Source organism: Streptomyces changchenzhani (genome assembly GCF_039766235.1).
In the GTDB taxonomy this organism is placed as follows: domain Bacteria; phylum Actinomycetota; class Actinomycetes; order Streptomycetales; family Streptomycetaceae; genus Streptomyces.
In genome coordinates this window covers 13,131-37,293 of the sequence record NZ_JBDHNH010000023.1, presented here as the reverse complement: position 1 = coordinate 37,293, position 24,163 = coordinate 13,131, and the positions used below count along the sequence as shown (strand labels likewise).

The following is a 24,163-nucleotide window of genomic DNA, read 5'->3' as shown; positions in this document are numbered from 1 at the left end:
GAAGAGGCGAAAAAGGTACGTAACTTCAGGTGCAGGGGCGGGAGTTACGACTCCCGGCGCAGGTCCCCCAAGGTCGCGGGAGAGCCAGGGAGGACTGAGCGCGCCGGCGCCTCCAGGCCGTCGAGGAGCAGTTGCAGATGCCGGTGCACGAACTGGTCGAAGTCCAGGCAGGCGCTGCCCGGCAGTGGTCGGGTGAGCTGGGAGAGGGCGACCATCAGGTCACCGACGGCCACATCGCTGCGCAGCCGTCCCGCCGCCCGCGCGCGTCCCATGAGGTTGTTGACGACCTCTTCGAGGCGCTCGCGCTGGGCGAGCAGGTCCGGGTGGGCCTTGTCGAAGCCGTCGGTGAGCATCGGGCAGAGCGCCCCGATCCGCTCGTCGGCGGCCGCGTGCACGAAGCGGCGCAGGGCGTCGAACGGGTCGGCCACTTCGGCGGCCGCCGTCAGCGCCTGGTCCACGGTGCGGGACATGACGGACAGCACGACCTGCTGAACCAGCCCGGTGCGGTCCGGGAAGTGCCGGTAGAGCGTCGCGTTGCCGACACCAGCGCGGCGGGCGATCTCGTCGAGCGGCACCTCGGGGCCGAACTCGACGAACATCTCGCGCGCCGCCGCGATGATCCGCTCCCGGTTGCGCAGCGCGTCGGCCCGCGGGCGCGGGATGCGGCGCTGGGCGGTCTCGGTGGTGGTCACCACGGCATTTCCTCTCGTACTCGTACGCAAGCCCTGCATGGGCCCTGCATGGGCCGTCTAAGCGGGGAGGACTTCCCCACTTCGGCGGACACAGATGCAAACGGGGAGAGGGTCCCCGGTTATTTCCCAAACCCGATATGACCTGGATCACCTTGAATTCCCACGATCGGCCCACCCAGCGAGCGCCCGCGCAAGCGCCGACACAGGGTGAGCGGACGAGAGCAGTCAGGCACCACCGACTGCCGCGGACCGGCGAATGCGAGGCGTTCTATGCGGGAGACCCGCCCACGGATACGCACCTCCCGCCGTGTCGTCGGCGCCGCCGCCTTCACCTGCCTCTCCCTCGCGGCCGTCACCTCGGCGGGCTCCCCGCTCGCCGACCCGACCCGGGCCTCGGCGGGCCCGGTGGCCACCGGGCCGCGCACGGCGGCCATGGCCAAGGCCGACGCGTCGGCGATCAGCCCGTGCCAACTGGCGGGCGCGATGGGCGTGCAGATGTCCGAGGGCATGCCGACCCCGCCCGGCTACTCGCGCTCCACGGGTGACGTCCGCGCACTCACCCTCATGATCGATTTCCCGGACGCGCCCGGCGAGGGCCGTGCGCTCGACCGGTTCGGTGAGTTCTTCCCGCAGACCGCCCAGTGGTTCAGCACGAGCTCCTACGGCCGGCTGCGCTATCAGTCCGCGACGCCCTTCACCGAGTGGCTGCGGATGCCGCTGCCGTTCGCGGCGTACGGGATCGACCGCGGCTCACCGTACGAGCCGGGCTACCGGCGTCTCGTCGAGGACATCGGCGCCGCCGCCGACTCCCGGGTGGACTTCACGGCGTACGACCTGGTCAACATCCTCGTCACGCCCAACGCGGGTCCTTCCGCCCTGGACACCGTGCTGTCCGTGACGTTCTCCGGGAACGACGACGCCCCGCGCGCCGACGGCGTACCGCTCGCCAACACGTCGTTCGTCTACAGCCGCCAGGACGACGGTTCGGGATCGTACGGCGAGACCGGCTTCCGGGTGCTGCCGCATGAGAACGGCCATGTCTTCGGGCTGCCGGACCTCTACACCGTGGACGGCGGAGGCTCGGTCGGGCACTGGGACATCATGTCCGAGGACTGGGGAGCCAACAACGATCTGCTCGGCTGGCACAAGTGGAAGCTGGGCTGGCTGGACAACGCGCAGATCGGCTGCGCGGCCAAGGCCGGCACCACCGAGCACGTCCTGGCCCCGCTCGCGGCGCCAGGCAGCGGCACCAAGCTGGCGTTCGTGCCGCTCACGGAGAAGACGGGTTACGCCATCGAGGTACGCACCCGGGCGGGCAACGACGAGGCCGTGTGCAAGCCGGGCGTGCTGATCTACCGGGTCGACGCGGACGTGGACACCGGCCACGGGCCGGTGACGGTCGCCGACAGCGAGCGCGACAGCGGCGGCTGCACACGGCGGCCCAATGTGCACGCGGAGCTGTCGGACGCGCCGTTCGGGGTGGGCGAGACGTTCAAGGACCGGCAGTACGGGCTGCGGATCTCGGTGACCGGCGAGGACGCGGGCGGCAACTACCGGGTGCGCGTCACGCGCCCCTGAACACTAGGGCGTGCCTCCGGCGACCTGCTCCCGCACGCTCCCCCGCAGCTCGCGCTTCAGGATCTTCCCGGTCGCGTTGCGGGGCAGCGCCCCCTCCCGTACGAGCACATGGGCGGGCACCTTGAAGGAGGCGAGGCTCGCCCGTACGTGGGCGCGCAGCTCCTCGGTGCCGGCCGTGGCGCCGGGCCGCAGCTGGACCACGGCGGCGACCTCCTCGCCGAGCACCGGGTGGGGTACGCCGAGCACGGCCGCGTCCAGCACGTCGGGGTGGTCGTGCAGCACGGCCTCCACCTCGACGCAGTACACGTTCTCGCCGCCACGGATGACCATGTCCTTGATGCGGTCGACGACGCTGACGTGCCCGTCACGGGCGGTCGCGAGGTCCCCGGTCCTGAACCAGCCGCCCTGCGTGAAGGCCTCCGCGGTGGCCGCCGGGTCGTTCCAGTACCCGCGGACGAGCGACTGCCCGCGCAGCCACAGCTCGCCGACCTCTCCCTCGTCGAGCCCCTCGCCGCCAGGTCCCACGATCCGTACCTCGGTGGCCGGGGTGGGCCGCCCGATGCTGTCGGGGTGAGCGCGGTACCGCGCCCCGAAGTTCGCCAGGACACCGCCGCTGGTCTCGGTCAGCCCGTAGCCGTTGCGCGGCTCGATGCGCTCGCCGTGCTGGGCGGTGAGCCGCGCCACGAGGTCGGGCGGGGCCGCCGCCCCGCCGGTGTTGAGCGCGCCGAGCGACGCTAGCCCGTCCCCGGCGGCCACTGCGGCATCCAACAACTGCAACGCTGTGGAGGGCACACCGGCGTAGTGCGTCACCCCGTGCTCCCGGATCAGCCCGAGCGCGTTGCCCGCGTCCCACTTGCGCATGAGGACGAGCGTGCCGCCGGCCGCCATCGCGGCGTACACCCCGCTGAAGGCGGCCACATGGAGGAACGGGAACGTCATGAGCGACACGGGCGTGGGCCCCTGCCCGGGGATCTGCCCGCGCCCGAGTGCGGACAGCGAGGCGTGGTACAGCGGGTTCATGGCGGCGCCGGCCTGCGCGAGGTGGGTGGCGACGGCGCCCTTGGGCCGCCCGGTCGTCCCGGACGTATAGATGATGGTGGCGTCGTCCTCGGCCTGCACCTCGACGTCCGGGGGCGCGTCCCGGGGATCGGCGGCGGGCAGATCGGCGTACAGCTCGACTCGCTCCCCCGCGACCGGCTCGGCGGCGTCCTCATGGTCCTCATGGTGGAAAATGACGCACCGCACCGTCGGATGGGCACCCAGCCACCCCTGCACGCGCGCGAGGCGCTCCCCGTCCACCAGCAGCACGCCCGGCGCGCAGTCGTCGAGGGCGTACGTGAACTCCGCCTCGGTCCACCACGCGTTGAGCGGTACGGCGACGAGCCCCGCCAACTGGGCCGCCCAGAAGGCGATCTGCCACTCGGGGTGATTACGCATCGCGACCACGGCCCGGTCACCGGGCTTCAGCCCGTACACCTCGACGAACCGCCGGGCGAGCGCGGAGGCGGCGGCAAAGAACTCCCCGTACGTATAGGTCCTGGCGTCCCCCACGAGGAACGCCCGGTCCCCGAAAGCCCAGGTCGCCTCGACGAACTCGCGCAGCGTCCGTGGCCCGCCCGCGTAGAGCGGGCTCCCGTCCTCCGCCCGTACGACGGCGAACGGCGCCCCGGGGGCGGTCAGCGCGGCTTCGGCGGCGCGCGACGGATCATTGTGCGGCACGGAGGGCCAGCCCTTCCTAAGCGCTTGCTCAGACCCTTGGACGCTATGCCCGCACCCTGACGCCGTCAAGATCGGCCGACGCCGCCGCGCCCTCCCGGCTCGCGATGCCCCCGCAGGAATGGGGCTCGGACGCTCGCCGTCGGCCACGTAACCCCGGTGGCCCACGAAGCAGCCTCGGCCCTGCTGGAGGAATCCTGCGACAACGTGCTTCCGCACAACTACACTGGGCGGCCACCAGATCGGCCTGTGCCACGAAAGGTTGCGCACGTGACGGAGTTATGGTCGGGCGCCCACGGCTCAGTGGGACGCGTGGTCACGTGGCCCGCACCCGACGCCTACGTTCTGGTCGACGGCCTCCTGCTGCGTGCCAGGCCGGCCGGCGTGCACGCGATACCCGGCCTGCGGGTGCGGCTGGCCTTCGACGCCGAACAGGGGCGCCTCGTCATGACGGAGTCCGAGCCGGACGACGACCCGCAGCGCGCCGGGAACCCGGACACCGCATGAGCATGGGCTACGACATCCAGTTCGCGTCCGGGCTCGACGAGCGGCAGCCGGTCGTCATCCTCCTCGACGCCTCGGGCTCCATGGCCCGCCCCGCGTCCAGCCCCCGCATCGCCGAGGTCAACTCGGCGCTCACCACCCTGTTCGAGAGCGTCCGGTCCCAGGCCCGGCTGCGTGCGCGGGTAGAGATCTGTCTGATCACCTTCGGTTCGCAGGTCTGGGTGTACGACGCGGACGCCTCCGCCCTGGTCACCGCCGAACAGGCCGACCCCGACCGCGTCTTCGTACCGGTGGACCGATTGTCCCCGCCCCCGCTCACCGCGGCGGGCTACACCTGCCTGGCGCCCGCGCTGGACATCGCCCTGCGGATCGTCGCGGAACGCTGCCGAGCGCTGGATGCCCACCGGCTGTCCGTGCTCCGGCCGCTGATCTGGCTGGTGACCGACGGCGCGCCGAGCGACGAGCGGGGCCGGCCGCTGGACGCGGCGGAACTGGCCCCGCTCGCCGACCGGTTGCGCACGGCGGAGGCGGCCTCGTCCCCCGACGGATGCGTCTTCCTCACGATCGGCGTCCGGGGCGCCGATCGTCGACTACTCGAAGTACTGGCGCCGGGCGCCACGTTCATGCTGGAAGGCCTCGACTTCACCGAGATCCTGCGGTTCCTGCTCCGCAGTTCCGACCGGGTCAGTTCGATCGGCACGGCCGGGGAAGTGCACCGCGAGGTCGCCCGGCAGGCCGCACTGCAGAAGGCCATGAGCGACCTGGAGGAGGAGTACCGGTAGTGGATGACCACCGCGGGCTGTTCGTGTCGGGGGCCGTGGTGCAGGGCACCGACCATCTCGCCGCGGGAATCGGCTGCCAGGACGCCCTGAAGTCCGCCCGGTGCGAGGACGGCGAGGCCGTCGTACTGGCCGTCGCCGACGGCGCCGGCAGCCGGGACCGCAGCGCCCTGGGAGCACATCTGGCGGTCGACACCGCGTGCCGGGTGCTCGCCCGGGATCTGCCGGGTGGCAATACGAGCGGCGCCGGGTGGACCGAGTGGATCGGCGGCCGGGCGAAGGAGGTCGTGGACGCCTGGCTGCGTGCCACCCGCGCCCTGCCCGCAGCGGCGGAGTACGGAGAGGGGGCCGTCGGCACCGACGGCCCCCTCGACGGCGGTGCTCACCGCCCCGGCCCCGGGGAGTTCGCCACGACCCTGGCCGCAGCAGTCGTGAAACCACCCTGGGCAGCGTTCCTGTGCGTCGGCAACTGCTTCGGCACCGTCCTGACCATGGACAGCGACAGCACCCGGGAACGCTGCCACCTGGTGCTTCCGCCCCCCGACGAACGGCACTCGCCCCTCTTCCTCTCCTCACCCGGGGCTCGCACGCGCGTGCGATCGTTCGCCCTGTGGGATCCGGACCTCACCGGTGTCATGCTGGCCACCGACGGCTGCGTACCGCTGACACTGGACCACCCGGACGTACACGGACTGCCGCCCGCGGCCGGGCCGTTGCCCTCCACCCGGTTCTTCGTCGGACTGGCGGCGGCCCTGCGGGACAACGGTGGTGACGCGGAACCGCTGCGCGCCCTGCTGTGCAGCCCCGAGGCCGGGCGCAGCGGTGACGACCTGACGGTGCTGTGCGCGCTCACCGGGCGCGGCACGCGGACCGTGAGAGGGCGACCGTGACGATTCGCACCAGATCCGCATCGGGTCGCGAGTGGCTGCTCGGCGAAGTCGTGGGCAGCGGCTCGGAAGGCGTGGTGTACACCGTCGACGGCCGGCCGGGGCTGGTGGCGAAACTCGTGCCCCTGACGGCCGAGCCCGACAACTACCGACTGCGTGTGGAGAGCCTCGTCCGGCAGGGGCGGGAGCCGCGGACCGTGCGGCTGCTGAGCGGAACGCCGAGCCGGCTGGCCTGGCCGCTGGAGGCCCTGAGCACGTCCGGAGGCGTCAGCGGGTACCTGATGCGGGACATGCGCCGGGCGTTCCTGCCCTTCGACCAGCTCCTGCTGCCGACGGCACGCCGGGAGTCCCTGCCAGAGGCGACCTGGGCCACCGCCTTGCGGACGGCCGCCTCGCTGGCGGACCTCGTCGCGGACCTGCACGCCGAGGGTTACGTGGTCGGGGATCTCAAACCGGACAACCTCTGGGCCGACGCCGAGGGCCGGACCGGGCTGGCGGACATCGACTCGCTGCAGTTCACCGACGGCCGGCGGACCTTCCCCTGCCGTATGCGCTCGCCCGGCTACACCGCCCCCGAGGGCGTCGACTCCGACGCCCTGCCGGACCGCTACTCGGACTGCTTCGTCCTCGCCGTCCTGGTACACCAGTTGCTGATGGGCGGGCTGCACCCGTTCCACGGCCGTCCGGCCGACGGCAGCCCGTACTTCTCGCTGGACGACAACGTGCGCAACGGCCGGTGCCGGATCACCGACCGCGACTCGGTGGTCCTGCCGAGGGCCGCTCCACCCGTGGACCTGCTGCCTCGGGGGCTCACAACCCACTTCGCCCAGGTCTTCGGCCGCTCCGGGCGCAGCGCCCCGGCCTCCCGGCCGGACGCCGCCGTCTGGGCACGGGAGCTGCGCGCGGAGTCGCGACCCGGTCGGCTGACGGTCTGCGACCGCGACGATTCGCATGTGCACACGGTGGAGCGGCCCTGGTGCCCCTGGTGCGACCAGCAGGAGCGCGGCGGCACCACCTGGGCAGCGACCGATGCCCGGCCTGGACACAGCGAGGTGAGCCGACCATGACCGATCCCGGTCCCGATCACATAGACGTAGACGTAGACGTAGACGAAGGCGACGCACACGGCCCGGCGGACGCGTCCCGCCAGGGCGAATTGACGCTCAACCGCGTCCTCGACCGCTGCGCGACGCTGGGACCGAACCTGCGGGCGGTGATCTGGGTGCAGGGCTGCCCCCTGCGCTGCCGGGGCTGCGTCGCACCGGAGACGCTCCCGTTCACGGGCGGCGAGGTCCGTACCGTCGCGGAGGTGGCCGACTGGCTGACGAGCCTGACCGACGTGGAGGGCGTCACCCTCTCCGGGGGCGAGCCCTTCAGCCAGGCCCAGCCGCTCGCGGACCTGCTGGACGCGGTCCGTGAACGACGGCCCGACTTCTCGGCGATGGCGTACTCGGGTTTCCGCCACGAGGCACTGCGGCGCGGTACGCCGGGCCAGCGCGCCCTGCTGGACCGGCTCGACCTCCTTGTCGACGGCCCCTACGTGGCCGCCCGGCACGAGGATCTCCTGTGGCGCGGTTCATCCAATCAGCGTGTTGTCGTACTCACGGAGCGCTACCCTCATGTGACGTCACTCACAGACGCGGGGGCGGGCATCGAAGTGTCCGTGGGCGACGACGGCCAGTTCTCCTGGGCCGGGGTGCCTGCCATTCCCGGCTTTCGCACCTTCGTGGAGGAGCAACTGGCAGCAGCGGGATACGTGGTGGACGCCCAGGGAGCGGCAGCCGCGCACACGCAGGGGGAAATCCGGGGGACGGATGAGCGGATCACCGAAGTACAGCACCGTGACGATCAGTGCGGCCCGACAGCAGCAGGAAGCCCGGCACCGGGCCCGGCAGGAGGCTGAGCGCCGACGCCGCGAAGCGGAACGGGCGGCGGAGCGACAGCGCCGCGAGGCCGCGCGGGCGGAGGCCCGCAGGCGCCGGATGGCGGAGCTGGCCGAGACACGCAGGGCCCAGGACGAGAAGCGGCTCGTCGGCGTACGGATGGAACGCGCGCGGGCGGCCGAACGGCGGCTGACGGAGCTTGAGGAGCTGATGGAAACCCTCGGCGCGAGCGGCACGCCGGGCGACGCCGTGAAACGGATCGGTGTGGAGACGGCCCAGCTGCGCGAACGCCTGCGGCACGGCGCGGACACCACCGTGGACGAGGAGATCGAGCGGCTGCGCGGCCGTGCGGTGCGCTTACAGTCCTCGGCGCAGCCGGGGCCGACGGCCGGGAGCGGCCGGGTCGTTCCCCGGCAGGCGCTGAAGACGCTCGGGCTCCGGCTGGCGGACCTCGGCCCGCAGGCAGTCGCGGACGACCCCGAGGGGCATCGGGGTTGCGGCAGCCTCATCGATCAGCTGCACACGGCGCTCGAAGAGGGGCGTACGGCCAGGTTCGAGGCCCTGCTGGGCACCGCCGAGCACCGGCTCACCCAGCACGCCGCCGCGGTCGGGGAGGCAGCGGAGACCCGCAGGAGGGAAGCTGCCCAGGAAGCGGAACGGGAGGCACGGCGTGCGGAGGTGTCCCGGCTCGCCGCCGAGGAGGAGCGGCTCCGGCGTGAGTCCCTGGAAGAGGCCGCAGACCGGCTCGACACCATCGCCGACGCCGTACGCGACGCGATCCGGGACGCGGTCGACTCCGCCGAAACCGCCCTCGCGGACGAGTTGCGCACCGCACTCGCCGAGGTGACCGACGCCCTGGGCGCCGGGCGGGCGACCGCCGCGCTCGCCGCGCTCGCCGGACTGGAAGAGGTGCTTCCGCGCGCCGAGGCCGCGCTGGACGAACTGCTGCTGGCCTACGAACGGCGCACGCACCTCGCCCGGACGCTGCAGAACGCGATGTCCGGAGCGGGATTCACCTTCACCGGCGGCAACGAGCAGGACCGGGGCCTGCTGCTGCGCTTCGCACGGTCCAACGGCGCCCTGTACTCCGCCACTGTCGCCAGCGCAGCGGACGGGGCTCCCGTGCTGGCGTACCGCGTCGACGGCGAGGCCGACGTGTCCGTCGTACCGGCCGCCGCCGAAGCCGTCTGTGACAGCACGGAGGAACTGCTTGAGCAGGTGCACGAAGCCATGGCCGGCGACGGCTTCGTGCCGGGTGAACTCCAGTGGGAGGGCAAGCCGCCGGGAAGCCGCGGGCCCGGTCTCCGGACCGTCCGCAAGGAGTGGCGGCGGTGACGGGCGCCGACGGCGGGGAGGACGGCGTCACCTCCGACGGACCGGCTCCGGCCCACGCGCTGATGCCGTTGTGGGCCGTGTCGCTCGGCTGGGAGATGGAACGCGGACGCCAGGTCGTGGTCAGCGGCCAGATCCGCGACCGCTGGTGGTTCGACGGCAGCCCCGTTCCGTTCCGCGAGCTCTTCGTCAATGTGCTGATGGGGCGCGGCGCGGAGGTGGTGGGCTGGTGGGATCCGGTGGACGGGCTCACCTTCCCGGCGCCCGGCCACCAGGAGCGGTTCAACGCGCTGGTCGCCGGCCTGCCGAACGCCGATGTGACGCCGTCCGCGGCCGCGCCCGACCCCGCCGTCGGCGCCGCGGGGGCGCCGGAGCCCTCCGGTGCCTGGTCGGCCTCCGGCGACTCGTCGGTGTCCGCCAAGCCGGACCGTTCAGGCGCGGGGGCAGGCACCGAGGACGACGGCTCGCCCCAGGGCGGCACCCGCCGGTCCGCCGCCCGCCGGTCCGCGGCGGCGGGGCTGTTGCAGCCGCGCGCTCCGCGCCGACTGGTCTCGCTGGAGGACGCGACCGCTCAGGTGCGCCGCCTGGCCGCCCATTCCGGGGCCGCCACCGCCTTCGTCTTCGAGGACGTCGACCACGCTCTGCCCGTGGCCGATCCGGCATCGGCCCAGGGGTACTTGCGGCTGCGCGCCGCGATGGCGGACGCCGTGGTGCCCGGCGCGGCCGCCCCCGGGCGCCGGGCCAGAAACGCGGTGCTGGTCGCGGTGGGCGATCTGTCCCGGCTGCCCGGCTGGTTCTGGCAGGAGGACCCGCGGGTGGCCAGTCTCCAGATCGGCCCTCCGGACCAGGCGGAACGCAGACTGTGGTTGTCGCTGCTGCGGAAGGACTTCCGCGGGCACGAGTCCGCCACCCGGCACGACGTGGAGGCGCTCGTCGGAGCGACGGACGGCATGGCCGGCTGGGAACTGGACGCGCTGGCGAGGACCTCGCAGCTGCGCCGCGTGGAGATCGGCCGTCCGGACAGGCTGATGCAGGCGCACCGGCTGAACGTCAGCGTCGATCCGTGGTCCCAGCTCGACGGTGCGGTGATGGCGCAGGCCGCGGACACCCTCAAATTGTCGGTGATCGGGCAGCATGTGGCGGTCGACGCGGTGGCCGCGGCGCTCCAGGCCGCGTACGTCGGGCTGGACTTCGGGGAGTCGGGGGCGGCCCGGCCTCGCGGATCGTTCTTCTTCGTCGGGCCGACGGGCGTGGGCAAGACGGAGCTGGCGAAGGCCGTGGCGAAGCTGATCTTCGGCGATCCGACGGCATACGCCCGCTTCGACATGAGCGAGTACCAGCAGGAGCACGCCGCCGAGCGGCTGGCCGGGGCACCGCCGGGATTCGTGGGCTACGACCAGGGCGGCGAGCTCACCAGACGGGTCCAGGAACGGCCCTTCAGCGTGCTGCTGTTCGACGAGATCGAGAAGGCACACCCGGCGGTACTCGACAAGTTCCTGCAGATCCTGGAGGACGGACGGCTGACCGACGGGCGGGGGCAGACCGCCTACTTCTCGCAGTCGCTGATCATCTTCACCTCCAACACCGGTACGGATGCCATGTCCGGACTGCTCACCGCGGAGAACGGCGAGCTGCCCTACAGCCGGCTGCGGCAGCACTTCTCCGAGGCGGTGGAGGAGAAGTTCCGCGCCATCGGCCGTCCGGAGATCTTCGGGCGGCTGAAGCCGGGTGTGGTGGTGTTCGACATGCTGCGGGCGCATCACGTCGTCGGCATCGCCGACCGGCTGCTCGACCAGCTCTCAGCCTCCGCGCAGGAACGCAACCAGGTCGAGGTGGTCTTCGACCGGCCCGGTGTCCATGCGTGGATCATGCGGCGGATGGCCGTGCCCGAGCAACGGGCGTACGGGGGCCGCCAGATCCGCAACGAGCTCGAACTGCTGCGGTCGGCGATCGTCACCCATCTACTGTCCCGGTCACCACCGCCCGGTTCCCGGATCGAGGTCGGCGTTGAGGGAGCCGGAGAGGTGCGGGTGTCGACGGTGGGCGACGCTGTCCCGGACTCTGCCGGGGTCCTGGGCGGCGACGGTGCGCCCCTCGTCGGACGAGTGCTGCCACCGACGGCCGACGACACCCCGGAAAGGACACACTGACCGTGTACGGCATCGATCTGGGTGCCAGTTGGGCGCGGATCGCCTGGCTGGACGCGCGGAAGCAGCCGGTCACGACGGACGAGGCGGTCCCGGCAGTGGCCGCGGCCGGGCAGGGGACGGCGGGCGACGAGGACGGTGCGATGTTCTCCGTACGGTCGCGGCTGTTCGCCGCCGAATCGGGGACGAACCCGGCTGCCCCGCCGTCCGCCGTGCTCCGTGCCTCCCCCTCCGCGCTGGTGGGCGGAGTACTCACCGAGTTGCTGCGCCGCGCCGAGGAGGCGGGGGCGCGGGAAGAGCACCAGGCCGTGCTGTCCATGCCGCCCGGGGTGTCCGACGCTCAGGAGATGGCGTTGCGGCGTGCCGCCGAGGCCGTCGGTCTGCGGGTCCCCAAGGTCGTTCCCGACCCGGTGGCCGCCGCGCTGCACCACGGCGCGCTGCGCGACGGCGCCGACAGCACCGTCGTGGTCTGGGACCAGGGCCGCACCGGTCTGCGGCTGACCGTGCTTGCCGTCAGCGACCGGCGAGTCCAGCTGGTGGAGACCGCCGAGCACCCGCTGGGCGGAGCCGCCCGGGACGAGGCCGTCGCCCGGGAACTGTTGCGCCAGGTGCCGTACGGCCGTGTGACTCCGCCCCTGCTGAAGGCCGCCGAGCGGCTCCGGCTGCGTCTCGCGCGGACCGAGGAGGTGACGGAGACGGTCCTGCTGGAGGGGACCAACCATGCGGTGACGTTCGACCGGGAGCGCCTCGACGCCGTGCTGGCTCCGGAGCGGGCGCGCGCCCGCGACGCCCTGGCCCAGGTCCTGGGGGCGGCACGGCAGCGTACCGGCCAGTGGCCGTCGGGTCTGCTGCTGGCCGGCGGCGTGTCCGCGACTCCGGGCACGGCCGAGGCGTTCGCGGAGGGCCTCGACCTCCCTGTGCGGTCGGCCACACCCGAGCTGGCGGTGGTCCGCGGCCTCGCCATGATCCAGGACTTCGGTCTGCTGCGGATCGAGTCCGGGCCGTACACGCGGCCCGCTTCGCACAGCGCCGCGCCCGCCGGCCCGCAGGCCGCGGAGGGCCGCCGGGCGGCGGAGCCGGCAGCTCCGCTCCTCGACCCCGAGCCCGCCACGGCCGACGATCCGGAGCCCCGGAGCACTGCCGTGCCACCCTCCGCCGGCCGGTTCGACGGCGGGGCCGCCACCGGGCCGAACGGCCCCGGGCCCGCCCTACGGCCTCCGGGCCGCACCGCAGACGGCGCGCTCCGACCGCACGCCACCGAGCCGACGGCCGTACCGCCCCAGGCCTCGGAATCCGGCATACCCGATGACCGGAGCGCACCCGCCGAAGCGAACCCTCCGTCGGCGCGCGACGAGGCGTCCGTGCCTCCCCCACGCGAGGCCGAGCGCCCTCCCGCCGCCCAGGAGAAGCGTCGCACCGCGTCTCCGGGCGGTGACCTCGTGGGCGTGCCGGTGGCGGGACTGCAGGCGGTCCGACGTGACGACCATCTGCTCCTGCTGTGGGAGTGGCCGCCCGGCAGCCTCATGGCACAGGTGCGCTGGCGGCTGGAGGATCCCGGCCCGGCCGACGGCAGGCTCAGGGAGGGCGACGTCCGTTGTTCCCGGCGGGTCTACGAGCACGACGGCGGCCTCGACCTGGTGGTGGGCCGTAGCGGGGTGACCCTCACGGTGGAGGCCATGGTCCCGGGGGGAGAGGGCGGCTGGGAGCCCCCGTCGTCCCTTGAGGTGCCCTCCGGGCTTCCGGTGGTCCGCTACGAGCCCGCGGTCCGGTGGCGGCTGCGCGGCAAGGTCGCCACCGTGTCGTTCACCAGTGAGACCAACTGCCGGCTGCCGGCCCTCCATGTGGTGCTGGGCCGCGGCAGGTACCGGCCCGCGCATCCGGCCGACGGCACCGTGGTCCACGAGATACCGCCCCAGCAGATCGAGGCGCACAGCCCCCTCGTAGTCGAGTTCCCGTTTCCCTCCGGCCGGACGGCCCGAGGCAACGCCTGGCTGGTCTGTTTCCCGGCGGAACCACCCGTCGGGGACATCGAACTGCGCCCCGCGGCCCTGCACCGACTGAAGGTGACGTAAATGGCAAGGAATTTCGCCTGCCCCTACTGCTACGAGACCTTCACCGCCCGGGAGATCCAGTTCCGCTGCAACACCCGGCTGAGCCGCAGCGGCCGGCGTTGCAAGGCAGAGCGCGACCAGGTACGTGTCGACCGGCTGGGCGACCGCGGGGAGGTCGGTCCTGTGTTCACCGCGGACGGCCGCAAGCCGGCCACCGACTGCCCGCAGTGCGGCGGGGAGACGACGTACCGGATCTGCCCGGTGTGCCACAGTCTCCTGCCGGTGCAGTTCGGCATGGTGGACAACCGCCTCATAGCCATGGTCGGCGCCCGCAACTCCGGCAAGACCGTCCTCATGACAGTGCTGCTCCACGAGCTGATGAACCGCGTCGGCGAGAACTTCCGGGTCTCGCTGATGGGTTCCGACGAGTCGACGATGACCCGCTTCGGCAGCGACTACGAGGACAAGCTCTACGAGCACCGGCAGATGGTCCTCGGTACGCAGTCCGCGGCGGGCAGGGACAACCGGGTGGATCCGCTGGTGTTCCGGTTCGGACGGATCCAGGACGGGCTGCTCGGCAGCCGCTCCCAGCCGACCGTACTGTCCTTCTTCGACACCGCGGGCGAGGACTTCTACTCGCGCGAGAGCGTCGAACTGAACACCCGTTACCTCTCCAACGCGGACGGGATCATCGTTGTCCTCGACCCCCTGCAGATGCGGGGCGCGCAGGAGCTGGCGCTGGAGGGGACCGTCATGCCGGAGTCGGACAGCAACACCCCCCAGCAGGTACTGAGCCGGATCACGAGCATGCTGCTGGCCCGGTCTTCGGGCCGACGCGCCGTCAGGGTCAAGACCCCGATCGCGGTGGTGTTCTCCAAGATGGACGCTTTTTGGCACCAGTTGGACCCTGGGAGCCCACTGCGGGTCCATCCGCCGCAGCAGGGCAGGTTCGACGTCGCGGACAGTCTCAGCGCGCACGAGGAAGTCCGTGATCTGCTCAAGCAGTGGGACGGCGTGTCCCTGGACCAGACGCTGGAGAACAACTACGCGCGCTACCGCTACTTCGGTGTCTCCGCGCTCGGCCGCACCCCCACCGCGGACCAGCAGGTGGCTGCGACCGGCATCCAGCCCTACCGGGTCACCGACCCGCTGCTGTGGCTGCTCAGTGAGTTCGGCTCCGTACCGAAACAGGGCAGGGGGTGAGATGGCCTTCCAGCAGATGTACTACACATCGTGCGAGCGGGGCCTGACCGGATACGCGGGCTATCAGTTCAACGCGGTGAGCGAGGGCGTGTCCGCAGAGACCCTGCGCGAGGTGGAGGCGCTGGTCGCGTACGAGCCGCCGCAGTCCCTCGTCTACTCGGACGCTCCGGCCGACCTGGAGCGCTGCCCGGTGAACCTGTGCTTCGTGCCGGGCGGCCCGGGAGAGATATCCGTGGCGGCCTGCGTCCAGTACGTCGGCCGGGACCCCTCCCAGCGTTTCGGCAACTACTTCGCCCACGCCCTGGGCCGTACGGACTTCACCGGCGAGGGCGGCGCGCCCCTCCCCATCGAGCTGTGGCGCTCTCCCGAGTGGACGAGGAGCCCGGTGACGGACACCCGGCTGCCCGAGTTGCCCGGGCCACCCCGCCCCGGACAGCTGTCCCCGGCGGGAGTGGACCGCTTCCTGCGCGGACATCCGTACGGTGACCGGTTGCCGCAGCTGGTGTCGGCGGTGTTCGCGGCGATCGCCGAGGACCGAACCGTCCTGGTGATCGACGCGTCGTCCGAGACGGTCGCCCACTGGTTCGCGGCCGTCTGCTATCTGCTGCCTCCACCGGTCGCCCGGCGCCTGTCCTTCGCCACGTATCTGAGCCGTCCGGAGCGCAGCAGGCTGCGGCTGGTCGGCACGGTGCCCGAGATCCGCGTCGGCCTCGGCCCCGACATCCAGGACGCGTTCCACGTCTTCGACCTCGCAGCCGGCCGGCTGCCCGAACTGCCCGAACATCCACTGGCCAGGCTGCTCGGCCGGGTCGGTGTCCTGACGGCCCAGACCTTCTGGTCGTGGACGGACGAGTACGTCAGCGGACTGGAGCGCACCCCGGAGGACTGGTATCCGCCGGCGGTGGCGGCGACGGCGTCCGGCGGAACCGCGCTCGACGACGAGGAGCTGGCCGCGCTCGTCGGCTGGCTCGACGGCGCCGATCACCTCCCGGCGAACGTGCTGGCTGCCGTCGCCCGGGACCTCTACCGGTCGCGGCAGCTGTCCGCGGACCAGCTGACCGTGTTGAGCCGGATCGCCCGGACCACGGACGACAGGGACCTCGTCGAGCGGATCCAGGGCGAGCTGCTGGAGACCGGGATGCGGCGGTACATGGCTGACGACCCCGCGTCCGCCGAACCGGTGCCGATCCGGGACCCGGTGCTCAGAAGGCAGGCCACCGCCCGTTTCGAAGAACTGTTTCGGGACTGCGACGACCGGCAGGGCGTACGGCTGCTGCTGTGGGCGTCCACCGCCCGGCTCGAACCGGACCGCGACACCGTCGTGCGCAAGAGCACCGAGATCGCCCAGGCGCTCCTGAGCCGGACCGTGACCTCGCACGTCGACGAACGCTTCCGGGCGTGGCTGACCCAGGTGGCCACGAGCTGGCCCGAGTTCCGGGAGGGCATGGCGCTCGCCCTGAGCGGACAACTGGCCGAACAGCCGCACCACTTCCCAGAACTGCTGAGGGGACTGCCGAGTGAGCTTCTGCGGGAGGAGGATCTGGAACACCACCCCGCGCTGCGCGAGCACTATCTGATTGCACGCGCCGCACATGATCCGGAACGCACCGCCAACAGTCTGGCGCGCGTCCTGCGGCTGCGTGAACCCCGCGTGCTGGACGGGACGTTGCTGAGGACGCTGTGGCCGTCGGGGCGCTGGACGCACGAGGAGGCAGTCGAAGTCATTCAGTTGCTGCCGCCGTCCGTGCAGGTCGACGGCAGCGCGGCGAAGTGGCTGGAGGCGGTGTTCGCGCGAGACATCCGCGACAGCGACGAGCTGGCGCTCTGCCTGGAGCTGTGCGACCTGATGACGTCGCCCGGGCGCATCGCGTGGTTGCCGCGAAGTACACGCGACTGCGCCGAGAGCGCCGTACGGATCGCGGAGTTGCTGGCACACCCCCACGCGAAGGGGCTGTTGCACGTGGCGGAGACGCGGTGGTCGGCGCTCTGGCAGCCGGTGGCCGCCCTGCGCCGCCAGCGGCTTCCCCAGGCCCTCCTGGAATGCCAGGGAACGCCTCAGGAACTCGCGCGCGTCTTCCTCGCGATGGGCGACCGGACCTCGCTCCGCTATCTGGAGCTGGTGTGCCGCGTGGCGGCGACGCCGACCCGCCAGTCGCTGCAGAACATCCTGGCAGTGGTCGCGGCCCACCGGTCCATGACCACCTCCCAGAAACAGTTTCTGGACCGGGCGCTGGACACCGTCGAACACAGTTGGCCTCCCGGTGATCTGGACGTCCTCACCGCGGAGGCACGGCCGCTCAGCGCGGTCCTCGCCGAGCGCATGGCCCGGCGATCGGAGGAGAAACGCGCCGGCTGGTTGAAGCGGAGGCGCCTGAGCAAGCGGGCACCGCAGACCGGCGCAGCAGAGACCGAGAGCCCCCAGGACCCACCGTCCGGCGCCGAGGAGTGAAGCGGTGACCGAACTCATCGTGTACGTGCTGCTGAGCGCCTTGTACGTGACTGTGCTCTTCGTCTACGTGATGGTCGCCCCGGCCATCGTGGTCGGTCGTGCCCTCGGGCTGACGGGCCAACTGCTGTGGCTCCACGGCCAGGTCCTGGTGGGGGTGATGCATCGGCGTACGCCCGAATACCAGAACCCGAATCTGCCGCCCTACCGACCGCAGGACGAGCCGGAACCCGCCTACCGGCAGTACTTCCACGGCCCCGCCACCCGCGATCTGCACACCGCGTGCCTGCTCACCGTGGGCCGTTTCCGCCGTACCGTGGCGGACTCCTTCACCTCAACAACCGTCCAGTTTTTCGGGCAGCCCCAATCCAGCCGGCTGGCCACGGTGCCCGTGGGTCTCACCCTGTACGCGGGCCTCGGACTCGGCGCCGTGCTGGCCGCGGCCCTCCTCGCTCTCCTGTGCCTCCTGCACCTCGTCCTGGTGTACGTCGCGCAGGGCGTGGTCCGGGTCACGGCCGGCACGCTGCGCGCCGGGGACCGGACGGTGCTGCGGGCCAAGAACCTGCATCACGGCATGGTCTGCCCGCAGTGCTACGAGCTGGTGGAGTACCCGGTGTACGAGTGCCCGGGCGACGGGTGCCGGCGCCGGCACCAGGACATCCGCCCCGGCCGCTACGGCGTTCTGAAGCGCCGCTGTGCCTGCGGCCACAAGCTGCCGACGCTGATCCTGACCGGGAGCCACCGTCTGCAGGGGATCTGCCCGTACTGCGCGGGCGCCATGAGCGACAGCACCGGTCTCGTCCCGGAGACGGTGCTGCCGATGGTGGGCGGAACCGCCGCCGGCAAGACGCAGTTGATGGCCGCGATGCTGATGACGCTGTTCGACGCGGCCGGCCGGGGTGGTCCTCCGGCCGAGTTCGCCGACCGGGGCACCGCGGCCAAGTACGAGGTGCTGCGGGAGGTGCTGACCATCAGGGGGAACCCGCTCGGGACCCAGCGTGCCCTGCCGGCCGCGCACTCGCTGCTGCTCGGCAAGGGGCGGTCCCGCAGGCTCGTGCACATCTTCGACACCGCCGGAGAGCGCTTCGTCAACCTGGAGGACACCGACGCCCTGCGGTACGCACGGACCGCGCGTACCTTCGTCTTCGTGCTCGACCCGCTGTCGGTGGCCGCGTTCTGGCAGGGGCTGCCCCCCGGGCAACAGGCCGGTGTGGACCGCACTCTCGCCTCACCCGTCGATCCGGAACTCGTCTTCAACCAGAGCACCCAGACGATGAAGCGCATGAACGGAGACCTCACGCAGTCCCGGCTCGCGGTGGCCGTCAGCAAGTACGACATGCTGCATCAGCAGCGGCTGCTGGGCGAACACCGGCCGGACGACAGCGGGTCCACCCGGGCCTGGCTCGTCGACGTGCTGGGCTTGGGCAACCTGGCGCGCGCCATGGAGATGGAGTTTCGGGAGGTGCGCTTTTTCTTCACGGCGGCGGTCATCGCCGAGGAGGAGCAGGTGGACGGCAGCATCGTCCCGCTGGTCGACTGGTGTCTCGGGTCCGGCCGCTATGACACCACGACGTCCTCCGACCGGGTGTCCACACGGTGAGGTGCCATACGGTGAAGCGACCCCGGTCGGCTGACGCAGAGCCCTCGGCCGTCCGGCCGTCCGGCCGCGCGGCTCGGCGGCTGCCGTAACGACGTCGAGGCCGTTGGGGACCGGCAGGATGCCTGTGGTCCGGTCCCCGGTGTCACTACGGGACCTGGGTGACGACGCTCACCGCCCGGTGTGTACGAAGGCCGCCCAGGATGCGATGTCCGACCGGTCGTGGCTGCGGAGTTGGGCGCGGAGTTGGGCGCGCATCCTTCCGGGCATAGCCTCTGGCGGTTTCCGGCGGCCGACCATGCACAGCTGTGCCGTGCGCAGGGCGTCCGCCGGTGCCAGGCCCTCCTCCTTGAGGAAGTGGTGGAACATGAACATCAGCACCGAGGTCGCCTCGTCCGGCACACTCCAGGTCGCGCTCACCACCGACCGGACCCGGCCGGCCAGCAGCGTGGTGCTCAGGCTGAACGCCTCGTCGTAGCCGCGCCCGGACCGGCCGGTGCTGCACGCGGCGAGGACGGCGAGCGCGATGCCGCGGTCGGGGTCGGCGCCCAGGGTCCGGACCAGCCGCTCGGCCGCGAGGTGTTCACCGCGGTCGAGCAGCAGATACGAGCTGTCTTCCGCCGAGGTGCTCTGCTCGACGATTCCGTGGCAGGCCAGGTGCATCACGGTGCCGCCGGCGGGATCCGCGAGCCAGCGCAGCACCTCGTCACGGGTGCCCGCTCCTTCCGGGCTCTGCTCTCCGTCGGGCAGCCTGCCGACGTACCGCGCGTCCGGATAGAAGCAGTCCCTGATCGCCAGCGCTTCGAGGCGCGCGGCCGGCAGGTCCCTCGCCTTTCCTGCAGAGTCGGGGTCGCCGATCACCAGTCCCTCTCCGTTGAGGGGCACCGGGTCGCGCCAGGCCGACTCGCACAGCAGCCGGGCGGACGGCGTGTAGGAGAAGACGACGCGCTCCATCGCGTACCGCCATGTCCCGTCCGCCGACCGGGTGCGCGCCGCGTGCCACGGCACTCGGGCCAGTTCCCGTACGGGAATCAGCACCAGCCGCGCCGGGCGGTCCGCGGGCAGGTTCAGGTGGCGCTCGACGAGCGGCCCGATCGCGGCCTCCCACGCCCACTCGCAGATCTCCTCAAGAGCCTGCGGGGCCTTGATCCGCGCGTCCAGCAGAGCGCTGTCGCGGGCGGGTGCGTCCCTGCCCTCCATGCCCTGCGCCGCGTCGAAGAGGAAGGCCTCGAACGCCGCGATCCCGGTGTCGTTCAGCTTCGGCAGCGGGAGCCAGCTCGGGGGTGCGTCGGCGGGGATCACCACAGCGGCACCGTTGAGCTCGTCGCCCGGCAGCAGGTAGACCAGCGCGTCCGCGCCGAGCGAGCTCAGGGCGGCCCTCGTCTCGTGGAGCTCCGGCGGGTCGAGCAACCGTGTCGTGCCCTCGGCGGGGCTGGCCGCCAGCGAGCCGTCGGCCGTCAGCGGAATGCCGGCCAGCACGCTGATGACCCGGCGCCGCAGCTCGCCCGGAATGTCGTCCGCCGCGTGTGTCTGTTGCGCCTGCGCCCATTCCCGGGCCAGTTCCGGGGCTCCCACGGCGGTGAGCCGTGCCGCGAGGTCACGGGTCTCGGTCGTGGCGTAGAGGATCAGACCGCGGCCCGCGTCCAGGGCGGTGGCGGCGCCTTCCGGGTCATGGTCCATCAGGCACAGCCGTGCGGTGTCGAGGGCGTCGCCTGCCGCGTCGCGTGCGGTGGCCTGCATCTCGTCGGGCGTCGACTGGAGCAGCACGCTCCACGCGTGCCCGCGCAGTCCGCGCAGTGCCGTCGACCGGCCCAGCTCATTGCGGCCGGCGAGCCGGTAGGCGTGGGCCAGCGGCATGGCGGTCGTGGTCCACAGCGCGTGGGTGCTGGACTCGGCCTGCTGCCAGGCCTGTTCGAGCAGTTTCGTGCCGGTCCTGAGGTCGCGTCTGCCGCCCGACATCTCGACCCGGCGCAGGTGCGCGACACCGGCGAACATCAGGTAGTACGTCCGTCGCGGGTCGTGTTCGGTGGCGACGGCCAGCGCCTGAGTGAGGTGCTTCACCGCACTGTCCACCGACTGCGGGGTGTCCGTGGCGAGTTCGGCGGTGCCGAGCTGGGACAGCCGCAAGGCGTGCTCGTTGTCCGGGAGTCCGGGCTGGTTGGCCATCTCCTCGAACATGCGCAGGTGGGCGTCACTGGCCGGGTTCACGTACTGCGCACGGCGCGCGTTCCCGCCGCCTGCCGTACTGGTGGGCCGGAGCATCTCCAGAAACGGGACGAGCTGCTTCCACGCCTCGTCCACCGCCGCCCGCAGCGGATCGCCCGGGGGCAGCCGGAGCGAGGCCTCGCGGATCTCCTCCAGCGTCTCCATGGCGCCCTCGGCGTCGCCACGCATGGCCTTGGTGTTCGCCTCCTGCAGCTGCGCCATCAGCCTGCCGCGGTCCAGCAGCGGAGACCGGGGGCCCAGGTCGTCGGCGAAGTCGCGGACATTGTCGGCCAGTCGTTGGGATGCCGACACATTCCCGTCCCCCTGCGCGACCAGGTGCCGCAGCCCCATCCGCGCCGAGTCGACCAGGGTGGCGTGGGGCTGGGTGGCGCCGACGATCCGCGCGTACCCTTCCAGCTCCTGCAGCGCGGCACGCGAGCTGAACCCCGGCCGGTCCTGCTGCCAGGCCACCAGCAGGTCCGCCGCCCGCAGCGCGGCGGATGCCACGGGCCAGTCCGGCAGCGGGGAGGGGTCCGTGTCGGCGATGTCCACGAGAACCATCGCGCGGGGCATCCGTACGGATCCCACGAGCGTGCCCGACCTGAGCAGGGCGGTCGCCAGCACGGACGCCAGCTTGGCCCGGCCGGGCAGATCCGCCGGCAGGGCGTCGAAGTCGTCGAGGGCGCCGTCGATGTCCACAAGGTCCCTGCCGATTTCCTCATAGCGGCTGGCCCGCATCCAGCAACGTGCGAAGAGCCATGGCGCGCGGTCGTCCGCGCCGACCGACTCGATGGCCTGGGTGGTGCGTGCGATGACCGTGGCCAGTGCGTCCGCCGACGCCGTGTCACTCATGTCGGCCCCTTTGCCGATAGAAACCAGAACACACATGAACGAAATCGAAGAGGGAAGGTGAACGAGGGAAGGTGAACGAGGGCGCGTGCCGGAAGCCGGTCAGCCTTTGGCCGCGGAGCGCATCGCTCGGACCCACGCGACACCGGTGAAGTTCTTGGCCGCGATCTCGATCTCCACTTTCTCGAAACCGACGGCCGACAGTCCCTCGTAGCCGGTGTCGACGAGATCCTGGTAGAGCGCGTCCGAGAAGGCGGCCACGAGGTCGGTGCCGGGGGATTCGGCGAGGACGCGGCGTACGGGGTCGGAGTCGAGTACGCGGAAGAGGGCGACCACGGCGGAGCCCGCATATCCGCTGTCCGCCTCGTGCACGATGCCCTGGTGCAGACTGGCCCGCATCCGGACGCTGCCCAGGTCGCCCCCCGAATTCTCTTTCTCAGCAACGGATTTCACCCCGGCGGCCCGTTCGTTGGCCGCCGCCAGGCCTGCCGTCAGTCCCTCCAGGAGTCCAGGTACGACCCTGGTCTCGTCGACGTCGGGTTCGAGGACGAGCAGATAGCCGTCGCCCTGGGCCTGCCGGCCGCAGCGCTCCCAGGCGACGCCGACCCGCTCACACGCCGCGCGCAGGGTGCGCAGCAGAACGCGCTGCAACCGGACCATGTCGGCGTTGTCGCGGGCGCTGTACTTCTCGATGTCGACCGCGAGGCACAGCCGCCGAAGCCCTGGGGGCAGCCTCTCGTCGTCCGGCTCCCGTCCGTCGGACTCCAGCATCTCGTCCTCGTACGTGGCCAGGGCCCAGGCCCCGGGGAACGCCCCCTGGTGCGTGAGCGGGGTGGCCGCCGGCCATGCCTCCGCCGCCCGGATGCGGAACGGCGTGTCGTAGGGGGTTTCCGCCGCCCTGCGCCGAAGGGCTCCGCCGAGCACCGGCTGCACGGTCGTCGTGCTCAGGCTGACCCGGCCGGACACGTCGGTCGAGGACGCCGGAATCCGCACCACCGCCTGGGCCCACCGTCCGTCGGGGCGGAGCGCGCCGCCGCGCCCCGGGGCCCGGAAGGTCCAGCGGAGCCGTTGCCTGCCGAGCCCGAACACGGAGATCTCCGTTCCGTCGGAGGCGACGGTGCCGGGAGCCGGGTCGAGGCTCAGTGCGTGCATGCCGTCGGCCAAGTGGACGGTGAGGGTGACCTGTTCGTAGCGGCGTCCGTCGGGCAGCTCCTCCAAGTCGAACGGGAAGCAGACCAGGAATTCGCGGTCCGCGTCCGCCGTCGCGCGCCGGCGGGCCGGGTCCTGCAAGGCGTAGGCGAGCGGTCGGCCGAGGGAGACACCGCCGATCCGGTCGTGGACGGGCTGTTCTCCTCCCTTGGGAACCGCTCCGTCGAGGGCAACGAGATCCGGCGTGCCGAGCACGTCGCCGCGCACCGCCCCACCATCACCGCGGCCGTCGTCCGCACCCGTGTGTGCCGTGTTGTTGTTCCGCATCCGTCCGGTTCCCCCTCGTTTCCGTGCCGTGCGCGTCCGGCGCCGGCTCCGGTCAGCCGTCGGGCGTCAGCCGGGCGGCCCGGCGCAGCCCGACGAGAGACAGGACAGTCGTCCGCCCGTAGCCGACCTGTATGACTCCCTGCCCGGCCAGTTCCCCGAGCACGTGGTGCACCCGGCGCTCCCTGGCGCCGACGAGACCGGCGAGTTCCGCCTGGGTGAGTCGTGGCCCGATCAGCACGCCGTCGTGCCGTGGCTCTCCGTAGTCCTCCACCAGGTCGACGAGGACCCGGGCGACGCGGGTCGCCACCGGACAGCCGCTGAAGTCGCCCCGGCGCCGCACCGACCACCGGTTCTTGCGCACCAGCATCCGGCTGACGGCCAGCGCCGCGGCCGGATACCCGTCCAGGCAGTCCAGGAAGTCCCGCTGGCCGATGCGCCGGGCGGTCACGCCCCCGGCGGCGGTGACGGTGGCCGACCTGGGCCGGTTATCGAAGGCCGCGAACTCCCCGACCAGATCCCCGCCGAGCCGGATCGCCAGCAGCGCGGTGTCCCCGTCCTCCGCGGTCGCGGTGACCTTGGTGACGCCGTTGAGGAGGAGCAGTACGAAAGTCTCCCGCAGGCCTTCGATCAGGAGGTGTTCGCCCGCCTCGTACGAGCGTGGTGTCCCGAGGGAGAGCAGAGTCTTCGCGGCCTCCGGGGAACCGGCCAGATCGGCCAGGAACGTGCCGTGCGGCCACCGGTCGACAGCTCCCGGGCCTTGCGTGCACCTCTCCGACATCACGGCACCTCCCCACACAACCAGGCCTTCTCCGGCATTG

At 72.0% G+C, this 24,163-nt stretch carries 17 protein-coding genes; 12 read left to right on the top strand and 5 right to left on the bottom strand.

The genetic code is table 11. From position 1 onward, the window contains the following. Positions 1-44: 44 nt before the first annotated feature. Complete coding sequence (locus ABCR94_RS38090) at positions 45-731, bottom strand: TetR/AcrR family transcriptional regulator (RefSeq protein ID WP_521978741.1); 687 nt, start codon at positions 729-731, stop codon at positions 45-47. Positions 732-962: 231 nt separating this feature from the next. On the opposite strand from ABCR94_RS38090, the gene ABCR94_RS38085 reads away from it, so the two are divergent. Further along, positions 963-2,270 carry a M6 family metalloprotease domain-containing protein gene (locus ABCR94_RS38085; RefSeq protein WP_347126006.1) on the top strand — a complete coding sequence of 436 codons (1,308 nt, stop codon included), beginning with the start codon at positions 963-965 and terminating at the stop codon, positions 2,268-2,270. Between the two features lie 3 nt (positions 2,271-2,273). Here ABCR94_RS38085 and ABCR94_RS38080 read toward each other — a convergent pair whose 3' ends face one another. Further along, on the bottom strand, positions 2,274-3,989 hold the full coding sequence (locus ABCR94_RS38080; RefSeq protein WP_347126005.1) for a class I adenylate-forming enzyme family protein: 1,716 nt from the start codon (positions 3,987-3,989) through the stop codon (positions 2,274-2,276). Positions 3,990-4,256: 267 nt separating this feature from the next. Between ABCR94_RS38080 and ABCR94_RS38075 the strand changes: the two genes are divergently transcribed. The 11 genes from ABCR94_RS38075 to ABCR94_RS38025 are packed head-to-tail and all read left to right on the top strand — an operon-like array spanning position 4,257 to position 18,818. Continuing rightward, positions 4,257-4,493, top strand: a complete 237-nt coding sequence (locus ABCR94_RS38075) for a hypothetical protein (RefSeq protein WP_347126003.1) — start codon at positions 4,257-4,259, stop codon at positions 4,491-4,493. Next, complete coding sequence (locus ABCR94_RS38070) at positions 4,490-5,272, top strand: vWA domain-containing protein (protein WP_347126001.1); 783 nt, start codon at positions 4,490-4,492, stop codon at positions 5,270-5,272. Before ABCR94_RS38075 ends, ABCR94_RS38070 begins: the two co-directional genes overlap by 4 nt. Next, the gene (locus ABCR94_RS38065) at positions 5,272-6,159 is read left to right on the top strand and encodes a protein phosphatase 2C domain-containing protein (protein ID WP_347126000.1); all 888 of its coding nucleotides are present in this window, start codon (positions 5,272-5,274) and stop codon (positions 6,157-6,159) included. The genes ABCR94_RS38070 and ABCR94_RS38065 overlap by 1 nt, the downstream gene beginning before the upstream one ends. After that, entirely contained in the window at positions 6,156-7,223 is a 1,068-nt protein-coding gene (locus tag ABCR94_RS38060; protein WP_347125998.1) for a hypothetical protein, read from the top strand. The genes ABCR94_RS38065 and ABCR94_RS38060 overlap by 4 nt, the downstream gene beginning before the upstream one ends. Next, positions 7,220-8,059, top strand: coding sequence for a 4Fe-4S single cluster domain-containing protein (locus ABCR94_RS38055; protein ID WP_347125997.1), 840 nt, complete (start codon positions 7,220-7,222; stop codon positions 8,057-8,059). Before ABCR94_RS38060 ends, ABCR94_RS38055 begins: the two co-directional genes overlap by 4 nt. Beyond that, positions 7,998-9,374: a hypothetical protein gene (locus ABCR94_RS38050; protein ID WP_347125995.1), complete on the top strand. Its 1,377-nt coding sequence runs from the start codon at positions 7,998-8,000 to the stop codon at positions 9,372-9,374. The genes ABCR94_RS38055 and ABCR94_RS38050 overlap by 62 nt, the downstream gene beginning before the upstream one ends. Further along, a complete protein-coding gene (locus ABCR94_RS38045; RefSeq protein WP_347125993.1) occupies positions 9,371-11,521 on the top strand; it encodes an AAA family ATPase in 2,151 nt (716 codons plus the stop codon). Before ABCR94_RS38050 ends, ABCR94_RS38045 begins: the two co-directional genes overlap by 4 nt. 2 nt (positions 11,522-11,523) lie before the next feature. Beyond that, positions 11,524-13,590 (top strand): Hsp70 family protein, encoded by a 2,067-nt coding sequence (locus ABCR94_RS38040; protein ID WP_347125992.1) that lies wholly within the window; start codon positions 11,524-11,526, stop codon positions 13,588-13,590. Further along, entirely contained in the window at positions 13,591-14,772 is a 1,182-nt protein-coding gene (locus ABCR94_RS38035) for a TRAFAC clade GTPase domain-containing protein (RefSeq protein ID WP_347125990.1), read from the top strand. A 1-nt stretch (position 14,773) separates the two neighbouring features. Then, the gene (locus tag ABCR94_RS38030) at positions 14,774-17,221 is read left to right on the top strand and encodes a GTPase-associated protein 1-related protein (protein WP_347125988.1); all 2,448 of its coding nucleotides are present in this window, start codon (positions 14,774-14,776) and stop codon (positions 17,219-17,221) included. A 4-nt stretch (positions 17,222-17,225) separates the two neighbouring features. Next, on the top strand, positions 17,226-18,818 hold the full coding sequence (locus tag ABCR94_RS38025; RefSeq protein WP_347125987.1) for a TRAFAC clade GTPase domain-containing protein: 1,593 nt from the start codon (positions 17,226-17,228) through the stop codon (positions 18,816-18,818). Between the two features lie 168 nt (positions 18,819-18,986). Here the strand turns inward: ABCR94_RS38025 and ABCR94_RS38020 are convergent, their stop codons facing one another. The 3 genes from ABCR94_RS38020 to ABCR94_RS38010 all read right to left on the bottom strand — a co-directional run bounded on the left by ABCR94_RS38020 (position 18,987) and on the right by ABCR94_RS38010 (position 24,123). Next, a complete protein-coding gene (locus tag ABCR94_RS38020) occupies positions 18,987-21,872 on the bottom strand; it encodes a CHAT domain-containing protein (RefSeq protein ID WP_347125986.1) in 2,886 nt (961 codons plus the stop codon). 99 nt (positions 21,873-21,971) lie between these two features. Then, entirely contained in the window at positions 21,972-23,345 is a 1,374-nt protein-coding gene (locus tag ABCR94_RS38015; RefSeq protein WP_347125985.1) for a hypothetical protein, read from the bottom strand. Between the two features lie 52 nt (positions 23,346-23,397). Beyond that, positions 23,398-24,123 (bottom strand): Crp/Fnr family transcriptional regulator, encoded by a 726-nt coding sequence (locus tag ABCR94_RS38010; protein WP_347126026.1) that lies wholly within the window; start codon positions 24,121-24,123, stop codon positions 23,398-23,400. Between the last annotated feature and the right edge of the window lie 40 nt (positions 24,124-24,163).